Annotated in this window: 9 protein-coding genes; 5 read left to right on the top strand and 4 right to left on the bottom strand. The window is 59.3% G+C overall.

The features are described 5' to 3' along the window. From FHX14_RS33415 to FHX14_RS30795, 4 genes are all read right to left on the bottom strand, one after another. Positions 1-3,704 (bottom strand): M10 family metallopeptidase C-terminal domain-containing protein (locus FHX14_RS33415; RefSeq protein WP_348649277.1); only part of this gene is annotated, 3,704 nt, incomplete at its 3' end. Positions 3,705-3,821: 117 nt separating this feature from the next. Continuing rightward, a complete protein-coding gene (locus tag FHX14_RS30805) occupies positions 3,822-5,279 on the bottom strand; it encodes an HlyD family type I secretion periplasmic adaptor subunit (RefSeq protein WP_184380825.1) in 1,458 nt (485 codons plus the stop codon). Further along, positions 5,276-7,423, bottom strand: a complete 2,148-nt coding sequence (locus FHX14_RS30800; RefSeq protein WP_184380823.1) for a type I secretion system permease/ATPase — start codon at positions 7,421-7,423, stop codon at positions 5,276-5,278. The genes FHX14_RS30805 and FHX14_RS30800 overlap by 4 nt, the downstream gene beginning before the upstream one ends. 275 nt (positions 7,424-7,698) lie before the next feature. Continuing rightward, positions 7,699-9,345 carry an alpha-glucosidase gene (locus FHX14_RS30795; protein ID WP_184380821.1) on the bottom strand — a complete coding sequence of 549 codons (1,647 nt, stop codon included), beginning with the start codon at positions 9,343-9,345 and terminating at the stop codon, positions 7,699-7,701. A gap of 283 nt (positions 9,346-9,628) precedes the next feature. On the opposite strand from FHX14_RS30795, the gene FHX14_RS30790 reads away from it, so the two are divergent. Genes FHX14_RS30790 through FHX14_RS30770 form a run of 5 tightly spaced genes read left to right on the top strand, consistent with a single transcriptional unit; the run spans position 9,629 to position 15,084 of the window. Continuing rightward, entirely contained in the window at positions 9,629-11,209 is a 1,581-nt protein-coding gene (locus FHX14_RS30790; RefSeq protein ID WP_003592969.1) for an ABC transporter substrate-binding protein, read from the top strand. 48 nt (positions 11,210-11,257) lie between these two features. Next, the gene (locus FHX14_RS30785; RefSeq protein ID WP_003592968.1) at positions 11,258-12,181 is read left to right on the top strand and encodes an ABC transporter permease subunit; all 924 of its coding nucleotides are present in this window, start codon (positions 11,258-11,260) and stop codon (positions 12,179-12,181) included. Then, positions 12,178-13,095 carry an ABC transporter permease subunit gene (locus tag FHX14_RS30780; protein ID WP_003592967.1) on the top strand — a complete coding sequence of 306 codons (918 nt, stop codon included), beginning with the start codon at positions 12,178-12,180 and terminating at the stop codon, positions 13,093-13,095. The genes FHX14_RS30785 and FHX14_RS30780 overlap by 4 nt, the downstream gene beginning before the upstream one ends. A 2-nt stretch (positions 13,096-13,097) precedes the next feature. Further along, positions 13,098-14,105, top strand: coding sequence for an ABC transporter ATP-binding protein (locus FHX14_RS30775; protein ID WP_184380818.1), 1,008 nt, complete (start codon positions 13,098-13,100; stop codon positions 14,103-14,105). Beyond that, the gene (locus tag FHX14_RS30770; protein WP_012558549.1) at positions 14,098-15,084 is read left to right on the top strand and encodes an oligopeptide/dipeptide ABC transporter ATP-binding protein; all 987 of its coding nucleotides are present in this window, start codon (positions 14,098-14,100) and stop codon (positions 15,082-15,084) included. Before FHX14_RS30775 ends, FHX14_RS30770 begins: the two co-directional genes overlap by 8 nt. The last annotated feature ends 35 nt before the right edge of the window (positions 15,085-15,119 follow it).

Below are 15,119 nucleotides of genomic sequence, written 5' to 3'. Positions count from 1 at the left end.
TCGCCAATCCCGCCCAACATCGTGTCGGAGCCACCACCGCCGATCAAAGTGTCGTTGCCGCCAGCCCCCATAAGCTTGTCGGCAGCAACACCGCCTATGATAATGTTGTCGAGCAGATTTCCCGTCCCGACAAAGGCTGCCGTTCCGCTATAGGTGAGGTTCTCGACATTGCCCCCCAGTGTGTAAGCGGCCAGTGTCGTGCGAACCGTGTCAGTCCCGGCGCTGGCCGCTTCCGTGACGATGTCGCCGGCATGGTCGACGATATAGGTGTCGTTGCCCTCGCCGCCGATCAAGCTGTCGGCACCAGCCCCGCCATTCAGCGTATCGTTGCCGACACCGCCGGAAAGCGTATCGTTGGCAGCGCCACCCGTGATCGTGTTGTCGAGATCATTGCCTGTTCCGACAAAGGCCGCCGTGCCGACATAGGCGAGGTTCTCGACATCGCTGCCAAGCGTGTAGCTTGCCAGTGTCGTGCGAACCGTGTCGGTTCCCTCATCGGCAGCTTCGGTGACGATATCGCCGGCATTGTCGACGATATAGGTGTCGTTGCCGTCACCACCGATCAACGTGTCCGCACCGACCCCGCCATTCAGCGTGTCGTTGAAGGCGCCGCCGGTGATCGTGTTGGCCAGCGCATTGCCAGTGCCGGTGAAGCTGGCAGAGCCCGTATAGGTCAGGTTCTCGACATTGTTGCCGAGCGTATAGCTGACAAGCGCCGTCTGGACCGTGTCCGTCCCCTCATTCGCATTCTCGATTACCACGTCGCTCGCAATATCGACCACATAGATGTCGTCGCCCGTCCCGCCCGACATCGTGTCGGAACCGGCCCCGCCGATCAGCGTGTCGTTGCCAGCACCCCCATTCAGCGTGTCGTTGCCGGTGCCGCCGTCAAGCGTGTCATTGCCAGCGCCACCGGTGATCGCGTTGACGAGCGCATTGCCGGTACCGGTGAAGCTGGAAGAGCCCGTATAGAGCAGGTTCTCGACATTGTTGCCGAGCGTATAGCTTGAAAGCGCCGTTCTGATCAGATCGGTTCCTTCATTCAGCCCTTCGGTGACCACGTCGCCAACGTTATCGACAATATAGGTGTCGTTGCCGGCGGCGCCGATCAGTATGTCGGCTCCGGCGCCTCCGTCCAGGGTGTCGGCACCTGCCCCACCCTTGATCGTATTGGCAAGGCTATTGCCTGTCCCCGCAAAGGTTACCGTGCCGGTATAGCTGAGGTTCTCGACATTGCTGCCAAGCGTATAGTTCGCCAGTGTCGTGCGAACCGTGTCGGTGCCCGCGCCGCTGTTCTCGGCGACGCTGTCGCCCGCATTGTCGACGATGTAGATGTCGTCGCCCAACCCACCGATCAAGCTGTCCGCACCAGCCCCGCCATCCAGCGTGTCGTTGAAGGCGCCGCCGGTGATCGTGTTGGCCAGCACATTGCCGGTGCCGGTGAAGTTGGCGGACCCGGTGTAAGTCAGCTTCTCGACATTTGCCAATGCGGCCATCGAGTAGGCTGCAAGCGCCGTGCGGATTTCGTCGGTGCCTCCGCTGACCAGTTCGGTGATCATGTCGCTCGCACTGTCGACCACATAGATGTCGTTGCCAGCCCCCCCATTCAGCGTGTCGCCGCCGGCGCCACCGTCAAGCGTGTCGTTGCCGACGCCGCCGGTGATCGTGTTGGCGAGCGCATTGCCGGTGCCGACAAAATTGCCGGTGCCGATGAACGTCAGGTTCTCGACATTGGCAATATTGGTCAAGGCATAGGAAGAAAGCGCCGTCCTGATCTGATCGGTTCCTTCATTCAGCCCTTCGGTGACCACGTCGGAAACATCGACAATATAGGTGTCGTTGCCCGCTCCGCCGATCAGCATGTCGGCTCCTGCCTGTCCGTCCAGGGTGTCGGCACCTGCCCCGCCGGTGATCGTGTTGGCAAGGCTATTGCCTGTCCCGGTAAAACTTCCCGTGCCGATGTAAGTGAGGTTCTCGACATTGCCGCCAAGCCTGTAGCTTGTCAGTGTCGTGCGAACAGTATCGGTGCCCGCGCCGGTGTTCTCGGCGACGCTGTCGCCGGCATTGTCGACGATATAGATGTCGTTGCCCACCCCACCGGTCAAGGTGTCGGCGCCAGCCCCGCCATCCAACGTGTCATTGCCGGCGCCGCCGGTGATCGTGTTGGCAAGCGCATTGCCGGTACCGGTGAAGCTGGCGGCTCCCGTATAGGTCAGAATCTCGACATTGTTGCTGAGCGTATAGCTTGAAAGCGCCGTCTGGACCGTGTCCGTCCCCTTGTTCGCACTCTCGATCACAAAATCGAAGCTGTCGCCGACCACATAGATGTCGTTGCCAGCACCGCCGATCAGCGTGTCATTGCCGGCGGCGCCGTCAAGCGTGTCATTGCCGGCACCACCGGTGATCGTGTTGGCGAGGCTGTTTCCAGTCCCGCTAAAATCGCCGGTACCGATGAAGGTCAGGTTTTCGACATTGGCAATATTGGTCAAGGCATAGGAAGAAAGCGCCGTCCTGATCAGATCGGTCCCTTGATTCAGCCCTTCGGTGACCACGTCGGCCAGATCATCGACAGTATAGGTGTCGTTGCCTACTCCGCCGATCAATGTGTCATTGCCTGAACCACCGGTAAGGGAATCATTTCCGGCATTACCCCAGAGCGTATTGTCTGCCTCGTTGCCTATAATCGTATCGTTGCCGGAGCCGGCCTGAACGTTCTCAATCAACGACGCAACATTGTCGTGATAAAGAAGGGCGTTGAAAATGTTGCCGCGAGCATAACCATTATTCGGACCTCCTCCCAGGTCGGCCAACTGGCCTTGGGAAAAGACCGAATACCCCCCTGCTCGCAAGTCGATCTTGAGGCCGGTTGTATAAGCGCTCAGATCATAGGTATCGATACCGCCGCCGTCCCAGATCGTCGCGAAGATCCTGTTGGCAGCGGGCGTAATGGCCGCCACCCCATTGACGTAGGTGATGCCCTGGTTGGGATTCCATTTGTAGACGGTATTGCCACTGTTCGTCGTATAGTCGGCACCATACATTTCCTGCAGGGCGGCAATGTCGAGCATCATGAAGGTTTGTGGCGCACCATCATGCTCATACGTGTATCCACTCCCATCGTCTCCTATATAGGTGCGATAGGTCATGATCGTATATTCGAGCGAGTCGTAGGCGCTCGGAACGACCGTCATATTGGGATAACGCCCTTCTTGAGCATGTTTCAGCCCGAGAGCGTGACCCAGTTCGTGCGCCAACGTCTGGCCCGCATAGTTGCCGAACCTCGGATAGCGATAATCATCTTCGGTGCCAGCATATCCCGTCCCGAACCAGACATCGCCGGCCGCCTCGTCGACATCCGGCGTGTAGGCCCATGCCGTGTCAGGCAGAGACGATTGAGCGAAGCGCACCGTTGCGGTATCCGCGCTTCCGGCCTCGAAGTTGGCGTTCGTGAACCCCTCGACGGAGAAGCCGTCATTTGCCGTATTTCCATAGGACTGCTCCATAAAGAACAAGGCCAGAGACTGCTGCTGGGAGGAAATTGGAGTGAAAGAATAGTATTTTTCGTAGCCATAGTCATACGATGCCGACGTGGTGGGAAACGCATAGGTTATCGTTCCGTCCCAAGCAGTGCCGCTGAAGAGCCCGTCTACCTTCTGATCGCCAGTCGAGGTGACGCTCTTCGTCGGAGTAATAAGGTCCGTCATAAAATCCCCGTTTACCTATTCTATTCGGCCGCACCTAATGACAGCTTCCCTCTGCTCTATAAAAGGGGAAACTTCAACCAAAAGCTTCATTTTTATTCAGGAAAATCGGCAGAGTCGTTAACGCTCATGAAGCGCTTCCTCCGCGACTTCGACCAAAGGCGAGAAAACGTATTCCAGAATTCTGCGCTCGCCCGTTCGAACCTCCGCGATTGCTGCCATGCCCGCACTTAACTTGACGTCACGGCCATCTGCTGAAATCTGATCGACCTCCAGACTCAAGGTGACTGGAAAAACGAGGTTCTGCATTCGCTCGGCGCCGCCGAACGGCGCCTGCGCCTGCCTTGTCGCAGGATCGCCTTCACGGCGCGCAGCATCGGGTTCCGGGATGGCATCTGCCGCGATTTTGGTGACGTGGGCCGCGATCGTTCCGTAGCGGGTAAAGGGAAAAGCTTCGAGCTTTACGACAGCCTCTTGCCCGACCTTGATGAAGCCGATGTCCTTGTTCAGAGCGTAAACTTCGAGCTCCAAGGTACTGCCCTCGGGAACCACGCGCATAACGTCCTGCCCGACGGTCACCACTTGACCCACGCTGGTAATCGAGGACGCTTGCACCGTGCCGTCTATCGGACTGCGCAATGTCATCTGCTCACGAAAATTTCTCGCTTTCGCCAGCCGCTGCTCCAGCTCTTCGACCCGACGTTCCGCATCGCCGAGCCGAACGAGCTGATCGCTCAGGAACGACCGTGTGACCTTGTCTTTTTCCCTGGTAAAAACCTCGATGCCCGCTGCGGCATCTGCGAGCTGGCCCTCCTGCATGGCGAGCTGCGTCGCCTGCTCCTTCAAGGTTTGGGTTGCATCGATCACGCTCGCCATCGTTCCGGCCTCTTTCGAAGCCAGCATATTGCGCATCGTCACTCGCTCTTTCAGAGTTTCCACCAGAGAGTTCTGCGCGGCGACCGTCACCGTCAGGCGGTCGCGCTCCACCTCCTTCTGGTGCTTCTGAGCATCAAGCGAGGCAACTGCAGCCTGGCGCTGTTCAAGATCGCCCCGGAGGATGCCCTCTTCACGGCGGCGCAATTCATCGGGCACGCTTGCATCCCATGAGATCGTTGGCAGCGTCTGGTTCATCTCCTGTGAACGAACATAGTCCACAGCAGTTTTTCGGCGCCGGACCTCGGCGCTGACGGACGCCAGGCCCTTTACCGCATCCGTCTCATCGGCAATGGCATCCGTCGGATCAAGCTCAAGGAGGATATCGCCCCTTTCGACGTGCGCGCCATTTGGCGGCGGAAGCGCCTTCACCTTCCCGGTCAGCAATGGCTGAACAACCTTGACCCGGCCGGTCGGCTGAATCTTGCCTTGCGCGGCCGCGATGATGTCGATGTGGCCGATATAGGACCAGATTAAAGCTGTTGTGACGAAGGCGCAAATAATCAAGATCAAGGCCAAGCGCACCGGCGAAGCGGGCGTCTCCAGGATTTCGATTGCCGGCGCCAGAAACTCGTGATCGGATCGCTTTTGCGGGCGCAGCGGAAGGCCGGCATATCGAACAGCTTGGGCAGACGCGCTTTTCATGCGACGCCCCTATCATTCTGCAAAGCCCAGAGCCGCGCATAGAGCCCATCGGGGCGCTTAAGCAGATCGTCATGGCTTCCAACTTCCGCTATGCGGCCGTCAGCCATGCCGATGATCCGATTGCACGGCCGCACAGCTGCGAGCCGATGCGCGATGATAATAACCGTTCGGCCAGCGGAGATCTGGTGCATATTGGTCTGCACAACGCGTTCGCTTTCATAGTCGAGGGCGCTGGTCGCCTCATCGAAAATCAGGATCCGGGGGCTGGTGGCAAGGGCGCGGGCAATGGCGATTCTCTGACGCTGGCCACCGGAGAGGTTCGCGCCGCGCTCTTCGATCATCGTGTCGTAGCCTTGCGGCAATCGCAGAATGAACTCATCGGCGCCGGCGAGCTTGGCGACCGCGATAACCTGCGCGCGGCTCATCGCCGGATTTGAGAAGGCGATATTCTCATGAATCGTCCGGTTGAACAGCAGGTTCTCTTGGAGAACGACTCCGATATGGCTTCGAAGCCAAGCGGGATCGAGTTGTGATAGATCCATGCCGTCGAGAAGGACCTGCCCCTCTTCGGGGGTATAGAGACGCTGAACCAGTTTGGCGATCGTAGACTTTCCGGAGCCCGATGCGCCGACGATGCCGATAACCTCTCCGGATTTGATTTCAATCGATACGTTTTTCAAAACCTCCGAGGAACCGGGCCGATAACGGAAGGTGACATTTCGAAGTTCAATATTCCCCCTTGGCGCAGGCAACGACAAACGGGAGCCTGGCTGGCGTTCCATCGGCGTGTTCAGAATGTCACCGAGCCTGTCGATCGAGATCTGCACCTGCTGGAAATCTTGCCAAAGTTGAGACAACCTCAAAACCGGCTGCGTGACTTGTCCGGCGATCATGTTGAAGGCGACAAGTGAGCCAACGGAAAGCTCCCCGTCGATAACGGCTTTCGCACCGAAAAGAAGAAGGGCCGCCGTGGCAAGCTTGCTGACATATTGAATGGCGTTTTGTCCGCCGACGCCGAGCAGTGTCGTATCGAAAGCCGTTCGCACGTAGGCTGCGAGCTTCTCCTCCCACTGCGCCTGCATCACCGGCTCCACCGCCGCGGATTTAACCGTGTGAACACCGACGATCGCCTCGACCAGGAACTGCTGGCTGGCCGCCCCCCGATTGAACTTCTCTTTGACGAGTTCGCGCAGCGGCGGTCGAACCACGATTCCGATCAGGATGTAGATCGGGATGGCGGCAATGACGATCAGCGTCAAGCTCCAGGAATAAGCGAAAAGAACCGCGATGAACACAAAAGTGAAAACGACATCGAGCGCTGAGAATAGTCCTTGCCCTGTCAGAAATGCGCGGATCGTTTCAAGTTCTCGAACGCGGGCGACAGTCTGGCCGGCGGATCGCGTTTCGAAGTAGCCTAGCGGCAGCCGCAGCAGATGGTGGAACAATCGCTGACCGAGCTCAACATCGATCCGGTTGGTCGTATGAGCCAAGGCGTAGGCTCTCAGATACTGGAGCAGCACATCGAAGAAGCCAATTATCGCAATACCGGCAACAAGCACGAATAGGGTCGAATAAGCTTTGTGAGTCAGGACCTTGTCGACCACGACCTGAAAGAACAAAGGTGTGATAAGGGCAAAGATCTGCACAAATAGCGACGCAAGCAATACGTGAGCAAGCGGCTTTCGATAGCGCCAGATCGACGGCAGAAACCACTTGAAGCCGAATTCTCGCGGATCGGACCCTTCGCCTCTTATACGCCGGCCGACGAGAATAACACGCGAGCCGATTTCGGCGACGATATCCGAGGGGGCTATTTCCCGATCGACGCGCGTTACTGGATCGACGAGCCTATACTTTCCGGATGGGTTCAGCCCCCCGAGCACTTGAAAGGAGCCGTTAGCCACTTTGACGATTGCGGGAACCGGCATGGATCGAAGGCGGTGCTCGGTGACCTTCTCCACAAGACGCGCCTTCAGGCCGATGATCTTGGCTGCTCGCTGAATGTCGATCGCTTCGGATGTACGCCCCTTCAACGCCAGGTCGTGCTGGAGCTGGACCGGATCGGCGGCAATACGGTAGAATGCGGCGATACCGCAAACCGCACGAAGACCGGAGTCGTAATGCTGCGGAACGGCACCGTCCATGTACGAAGTCATTCTCCCTGAAGCTGCAGATTGGCGCGCTTACGGCGGCGAACCGTTCACTTTCGCCATTTGCTCACGATGTAGCTCACTGAGCGTTACAACGCCATGGAGAAATTAACACTCGCAATATTTCGGGATGGTTGTCACTGAGAAAGCACGAAAGACGGCTAACAAACGATTTCTTCTGACGACTATTCATCCTAAGAGCCTCGCTTAATAGCGAGATTTATAAGTGCCCGCATGCCACCGAAACCGACAAAATACTGAAATGATCCTCAAAGCCGCGCACAGAACCCATCCAGCGCCGCAAGCTTGACCAGCCCCGAAACCGACACCGCCTCGAACCCCGGCATCTCGAGCGGTTCGCCCAGCACGATGCCTTCAGGCAGACGGAATTCCGCCGGTTTGCGCGTCAGGTTGAAAACGAAGAGCAGTTTTCCCCCGTCCTTTTCCCGGGTGAAGACGAGCAGATCCTGATTGGTGGCGATGAAGGTCATTTCGCCGTCGACTAGCGCCGCATGGCTCTTCCGGAATGCGAGCGTCTTGCGATAGTGATGCAGCACCGAGCTGTCGCTTCCCTCCTGCGTCTCCACGGAAAGTGCCGCCTGCTCGTAAGGCACCGGCAGCCAGCTCTTTTCGGCTGAAGTAAAGCCCGCATGTGCCTTGCCCGCCTCCCAGGGCATCGGCGTGCGGCATCCGTCGCGGCCTTTGAAGGCCGGCCAGAAGCGGATGCCGTAAGGGTCGCGCAGATCTTCGAAGGCAAGCTCCGCCTCCGGCAGCCCGAGCTCCTCGCCCTGATAGAGGCAGATCGAACCGCGCAGCGCCGACAGCACCGAGATCGCCAGTTTGGCGATGACGGGCCGCTCTTCCTCCGTCACCGCAAAACGGCTGACATGGCGCATGACGTCGTGGTTTGAAAAAGCCCAACAGACCCAGCCATCGGTCACGGATTTTTGGAAAGCTTCGACGCAGCCGCGAATATGCTCGGCGGTAAAATCCGGTCCCAGCAGGTCGAAGGTGTAGCACATGTGCAGCTTGTCGCCGCCGCTCGTATAGGCCGCCACCGTCTTCAGTGAACGCGCGCCGTCGCCGACCTCGCCGACGGTGGTACGATCCTGATATTGGTCGAGCAGCACCCGGAAGCGTTTGAGGAAATCGACGTTTTCCGGCTGCGTCTTGTCATAGAGATGATTCTGCATGCCATAGGGATTGCTGTCGGGCGCATCGAGGCCTGCATCATCCTCATCGGGCTCGTGCGGCGGATTGCTCCTGAGCTGCTTGTCGCAGAAATAATAGTTGACGGTATCCAGCCGGAAGCCGTCGACGCCGCGGTCGAGCCAGAATTTCACCGTCTCCAGCACCGCATCCTGCACTTCCCTGCTGTGGAAATTCAGGTCCGGCTGCGAGGTCAGGAAATTGTGCTGGTAATATTGCCGGCGCACGCCGTCCCACTCCCAGCCCGGCCCGCCGAAGATCGACAGCCAATTGTTCGGCGCCGTGCCATCCGGCTTCGGATCGGCCCAGACATACCAGTCCGCCTTCGCATTGGTCCGGCTCGTCCGGCTCTCGACGAACCAGGGGTGCCGGTCCGATGTGTGCGAGATCACTTGGTCGATGACGACCTTGATGCCGAGCCTGTGCGCCTCCGCCATCATCTCGTCGAAATCGGCGAGCGTCCCGAAGATCGGGTCGACGTCGCAATAATCGGAAACATCATAGCCCATGTCGGCCATCGGCGACTTGAAGAAGGGCGAAAGCCAGATCGCGTCGACACCGAGACTGGCGATATGCGGCAGCCGGCGGGTAATCCCCTTGAGGTCGCCGAGCCCGTCGCTGTTGGTGTCCTGAAACGAGCGCGGATAGACCTGGTAGATCACCGCGCCGCGCCACCAGTCCGCATTCCCGCCTGCCTTCAATGCCATCGGCCATATCTCCTGCCTCGTTAGCGCTCGCCACACTAAAGCGGACGAAACAAAAGACAACATGTGAGACTGTCATGGAGGTGCTGGAATGTCGCAAAGTGTCGTCGCGATCCAACAAAGGGGAGACGTATATAGGCTTGTCCACAACCCGTTTCCAGCCTCCGGATTTGGGGTTGCAACGCGATTCCTTTGCGATAAGGTGCGCACTGACCTGCACGTAAGAGGTCAAATCTCGGGAACAGATGTCTAATAAAGGCGCAAAGCCTAGAAAGGTGGACCCACCATGAACCAGTTCACGAAAAAATTTCTCGCCTCCGCAATGTTTGGCACATTGCTGGCGTTTTCGGCGCATGCGGCCACGCTGAATATTCACAATGGCGGCGACCCACAATCGCTCGATCCGCAGAAGCTGTCCGGCGACTGGGAGAATCGTATCGCCGGCGACATTTTCGAAGGCTTGGTCACGGAAGACGCCAAGGACAATCCGGTCCCCGGCCAGGCCGAAAGCTGGACGATTTCACCTGATGGCAAGGTTTACACCTTCAAGCTTCGCGACGGCATCAAATGGTCCGATGGCCAGCCGGTAACGGCAGGAGACTTCGTCTTCGCCTTCCAGCGCCTCGTCGACCCGAAGAACGCCGCCGACTATGCCTATCTGCAGTTCACCATCAAGAATGCCGAAAAGATCAACAAGGGTGAGATTACCGATCTCAACCAGCTCGGTGTCAAGGCAATCGACGACAAGACCCTTGAAATTACCCTCGAAAACCCGACCCCCTATTTCCTTAACGCTCTGATGCACTACACCGCCTATCCGCTGCCGAAGCACGTGGTCGAAGCGAAGGGCCAGGATTGGGTCAAGATCGGCAACATCGTCACCAACGGACCTTACAAGCCGGTCGAGTGGGTTCCGGGCTCGCATGTCACCACGGTGAAGAACGACCAGTGGTACGGCACCAAGGACCTGAAGATTGACGGCGCCAAGTTCTTCGTGCTCGAGGATCAGGAAGCGGCACTGAAACGTTACCGCGCCGGCGAATTCGATATCCTCACCGATTTCCCCACCGACCAGTACGAGTGGATGAAGAAGAACCTGCCGGGCCAGGCGCATGTCGCTCCCTTCTCCGGCCTCTATTACTACGTCATCAATTCGACCAAGCCGCCCTTCGCTGACAAGCGCGTACGCCAGGCTCTCTCCATGGCGATCAACCGCGAAGTCATCGGCCCGCAGATTCTCGGCACCGGCGAACTGCCGGCCTATTCCTGGGTCCCGCCAGGCACGGCAAACTACGGCGAACCGGCCTACGTCTCCTGGAAGGACCTTCCCTACAAGGACAAGGTCGAAGAAGCCAAGAAGCTGCTGAAGGAAGCCGGTTTCGGTCCGGATCATCCGCTGACAGCCGAGCTCAAATACAACACCAACGACAATCACAAGCGCATCGCCGTGGCGATCGCCTCGATGTGGAAGCCGCTTGGCGTCAATGTCGAACTCGTCAATGCCGAGACCAAGGTCCATTATGACCAGTTGCAGCGCGGCGAAGTGCAGATCGGCCGCGCCGGCTGGCTGGCCGACTACAACGATCCAGACAACTTCCTGAACCTCTTGGTCACAGGCGTTCAGATGAATTACGGTCGCTGGTCAAATCCCGATTACGACAAGATGATCAAGGACGGCAACGCCGAGACCGATCTCGCCAAGCGCGCCGCAATCTTCAAGAAGGCCGAACAACTGGCGCTCGATGATTCCGCCGCCCTGCCGATCTACTATTATGTTTCGAAGAACGTCGTCTCACCGAAGATCGAAGGCTTCGTCGACAACATCCAGGACATCCACCGCACCCGCTGGCTGTCGATGAAAGAGTAAGGGAAAACGGTCCTTGCCGCGCTCTGCGGCAAGGACCGGCCCACGACCATGATCAAATACGCCCTCCGTCGTTTGCTATCGACGATCCCGGTTCTGTGGATCGCCGTCACAGCCTGTTTTTTCGTTTTGCGCCTTGCCCCCGGCGGCCCGTTCGATGGCGAAAGGCCATTGCCGCCGGTGATCCTGAAAAACCTTGCCGTCCACTACAATCTCGATAAGCCGCTGATCCAGCAGTATCTGATCTATGTCGGCGACCTGCTGCGGGGCGATCTCGGCCCCTCCTTTGCGAGTGAGGATTTCACCGTCGCCCAGCAGATCATGATCGGTCTGCCCTACACATTCACCATCGGCACGGCTGCCTTTCTGATTGCCATCATCGTCGGCGTGGCCGTCGGCTGTCTTGGGGCGCTCTATCAGAACAAGGCCCCGGATTACATTCTGGGCGCCCTCATCCTGGTGGGCGTCGTGCTGCCGAATTTCCTGATTGCGCCGATCCTGCAGCTTATCTTCGGCATCCATCTCGCCTGGTTTCCGGTCGGCGGCTGGGGCGACGGGTCGATCAAATACCTGATCCTGCCGATCGTCGTTCTGTCCCTGCCGCATGCAGGCCGCATCTCGCGCATCACCCGTGGCTCGATGATCGAGGTGATGAACCAGAACTTCATCCGCACGGCGAAGGCCAAGGGCATCGGCCCGCGGCTGACGGTGATGCGCCATGCGCTGAAGCCGGCGCTGATGCCGGTCGTCTCCTATCTGGGTCCGGCGGCAAGCTACCTTCTCACCGGCTCGCTGGTCGTCGAGAGCATCTTCGGATTGCCCGGCATTGGCCGCTACTTCGTCAACGCGGCGCTGAACCGCGATTACGGCATGGTTCTCGGTACGGTCATCTTCTACATGGTGTTGATCGTGTTCCTGAACCTTCTGGTCGATATCGCCTATGCCTGGCTGGATCCGAAAGTGAGAAACCGATGATCCTTAACCCCGCAAAACGCGAACTTCTCGCCCAGGAGCTTCTGGAGGCGGAAGGCCTTGCACCTGAAGGCCGCTCGCTCACCAGGGATGCGCTGCGCCGCCTCGGGCGCAACAAGGCGGCCGTGCTGTCGATCGTCGTCCTGGCACTGCTGATCCTGGCTGCTTTCCTCGGCCCCTGGTTCATTCCCTTCAATTACGAGGATCCGGACTGGGCCGCCTTCCGCATCCCGCCCTCGATCGAGACCGGCCATTATTTCGGCACCGACCCGAACGGCCGCGATCTCCTCGCCCGCGTCCTTTATGGCACCCGCATCTCGCTTGCCGTAGCACTGACGGCGACCGTCGTCTCGGTCGTCATCGGCGTGCTCTACGGTGCGATATCCGGCTATATCGGCGGCAGGCTGGACGCGATCATGATGCGCTTCGTCGATATCATGTATGCGCTTCCCTACATCCTCTTCGTCATCCTGCTGATGGTGATCTTCGGCCGCAACGTCTATCTGCTCTTTGCCGCCATCGGCGCGCTGGAGTGGCTGACCATGGCCCGTATCGTGCGTGGCCAGACGCTGTCGATCAAGCATCGCGAATTCATCGAGGCCGCCCGAGCCTCCGGGCAGCGGCCGTTCAAGATCATCGTCAAACACATCATTCCGAATCTCGTCGGTCCGGTGGTCATCTTCGCAGCACTGACCGTGCCCGAAATCATCGCCACCGAAAGCTTCCTGTCCTATCTCGGTTTCGGCGTCCAGGAACCGCTGACCTCGCTCGGCACCCTGATCGCCGAAGGGACCGACGCCATGGAAAGCATGCCCTGGCTGCTGATCTTCCCGGCGAGCTTCCTCGTGGCCCTGCTGCTCAGTCTGCTCTTCATCGGCGACGGCCTGCGCGACGCGTTCGACCCGAAGGATCGCTAAGAATGCCCTACGAAACACAAAAGGACGTCCTCCTCGAACTCAAGGACTATTCGATCACCTTCGCGACGCCTGACGGCGAGGTGAAGGCGGTCTCGAACATGAACCTCACCGTCAGGCGCGGCGAGCGCGTTGCCATTGTCGGCGAATCCGGCTCGGGTAAGAGCCAGACCTTCCTCGGCATCATGGGCCTGCTCGCCAAGAACGGCAGGACGACGGGACAGGCGCTGCTCGAAGGCAGGGATGTGTTGTCGCTGAAACCGCGCGAGCTCGACCAGATCCGCGGCAAGGACATGGCGATGGTCTTCCAGGACCCGATGACTGCCTTGAATCCCTCGCTGAAGATTTCACGGCAGCTGACCGAACAGCTCGAGGTTCACCGCGGCCTGACGGCACGCGCCGCATCGGACGCTGCCCTCGACATGCTGAAACGCGTCGGCATCCCCGACCCGACGCGGCGCTTCCACCTCTATCCGCATGAACTCTCAGGCGGCATGCGCCAGCGCATCGTCATCGCAATGGCGCTGCTCACCAAACCGAAGCTGCTCATCGCCGACGAGCCGACGACGGCGCTCGACGTCACCATCCAGGCGCAGATCCTCGATCTATTCAACGACCTGACGGCGGAGATGAACACGGCGCTGATCATGATCACCCATGATCTCGGCGTCGTCGCCGGCCTCGCCGACCGCGTCGCCGTCATGTATGCCGGCCGCATCGTCGAGGAGGCGCCCGTCGACGAGCTTTTCGACAATCCGGCCCATCCCTATACCGCAGCTCTGCATGCCTCGATCCCGCGCCCGGATCAGGATGTCGACGAGCTCGTCGTCATCCCCGGGCGCCCGCCGAACCTGCAGCACCTGCCGAAGGGCTGCAATTTCTCGCCGCGCTGTTCGCAGGTCCAGGACGATTGCATCGACCGTCCGCCGCCGCTCGAAACACTCGCGCCGCATCACTGCGCCGCCTGCTATCATCCGTTCCCACGTCGTGAGGAGTTGCTGAATCATGGCTGACCGATCGCTTCTAAGGGTCGAGAACCTGACGACCCAGTTCGAATTGCCGGCAAAGGGCTTGTTCAAGCCGCCGATTTTCCTCACCGCCGTCAACAATGTCAGCTTCGATCTCGCCGAGGGTCGGACCCTCGGCGTCGTCGGCGAATCCGGCTGCGGCAAGTCGACGCTCGGCCGCTCCATCCTGCGGCTCTTGAAATCGCAGAAGGGCCGCATCCTCTGGCAGGGCCGCAATCTTCTCGACCTCTCGGAAGAGGAAATGCGCGCAGCCCGCCGCGACATGCAGATCATCTTCCAGGATCCGATCGCCTCGCTTGACCCGCGCATGACCGTTGGAGACATCATCGCCGAACCGCTCACCGTTTTCGAGCCGAAGCTTTCGAAGGCCGAGCGCACCGAACGTGTCCGCGAAATTATGACCGCCGTCGGGCTGGTGCCGGAGATGATCAACCGCTACCCCCACGAATTCTCCGGCGGCCAGGCCCAGCGTATCGGCATTGCCCGCGCCGTCGTCACCAAACCGAAGCTGATCATCTGCGACGAGCCGGTTTCGGCACTCGACGTCTCGATCCAGGGTCAGGTGATTACGCTTCTGCGTAAACTGCGCAAGGAATTCGGCCTGACGCTGATCTTCATCAGCCACGACCTTTCCGTCGTCCGCCTGATCTCCGACGATGTGCTGGTGCTTTATCTCGGCAGGGTGGTGGAAGCCGGCGACTGCGCCACCGTCTTCGACCATCCGGCCCATCCCTATACGCAGGCGCTCTTTTCCGCAGCACCGATCCCGGATCCGAAGCTCGCGCGCCTTCGCACCCGCATCCGCCTGCAGGGCGATCCGCCCTCGCCACTCAACCCGCCGAAAGGCTGCGTCTTCTCGCCGCGCTGCTGGAAGGCGACCGATATCTGTCGCACCGAAATGCCGCCGACCGAGGAGGTCCGTCCCGGCCAGAAGGCAGCCTGCTATCATATGGACAGGCCATGAGCGGCGACGCAATATCAGGATGAAGCGCCTGGAAA

Source organism: Rhizobium sp. BK619, assembly GCF_014195245.1.
GTDB lineage: Bacteria > Pseudomonadota > Alphaproteobacteria > Rhizobiales > Rhizobiaceae > Rhizobium > Rhizobium acidisoli.
This window is presented reverse-complemented; position numbering and strand designations above follow the sequence as displayed.

Coding starts and splice junctions, on each gene's coding strand:
- FHX14_RS30805 (WP_184380825.1), bottom strand. CDS start 5,279: ATGAAAAGCGCGTCTGCCCAAGCTGTTCGATATGCCGGCCTTCCGCTG.
- FHX14_RS30800 (WP_184380823.1), bottom strand. CDS start 7,423: ATGGACGGTGCCGTTCCGCAGCATTACGACTCCGGTCTTCGTGCGGTT.
- FHX14_RS30795 (WP_184380821.1), bottom strand. CDS start 9,345: ATGGCATTGAAGGCAGGCGGGAATGCGGACTGGTGGCGCGGCGCGGTG.
- FHX14_RS30790 (WP_003592969.1), top strand. CDS start 9,629: ATGAACCAGTTCACGAAAAAATTTCTCGCCTCCGCAATGTTTGGCACA.
- FHX14_RS30785 (WP_003592968.1), top strand. CDS start 11,258: ATGATCAAATACGCCCTCCGTCGTTTGCTATCGACGATCCCGGTTCTG.
- FHX14_RS30780 (WP_003592967.1), top strand. CDS start 12,178: ATGATCCTTAACCCCGCAAAACGCGAACTTCTCGCCCAGGAGCTTCTG.
- FHX14_RS30775 (WP_184380818.1), top strand. CDS start 13,098: ATGCCCTACGAAACACAAAAGGACGTCCTCCTCGAACTCAAGGACTAT.
- FHX14_RS30770 (WP_012558549.1), top strand. CDS start 14,098: ATGGCTGACCGATCGCTTCTAAGGGTCGAGAACCTGACGACCCAGTTC.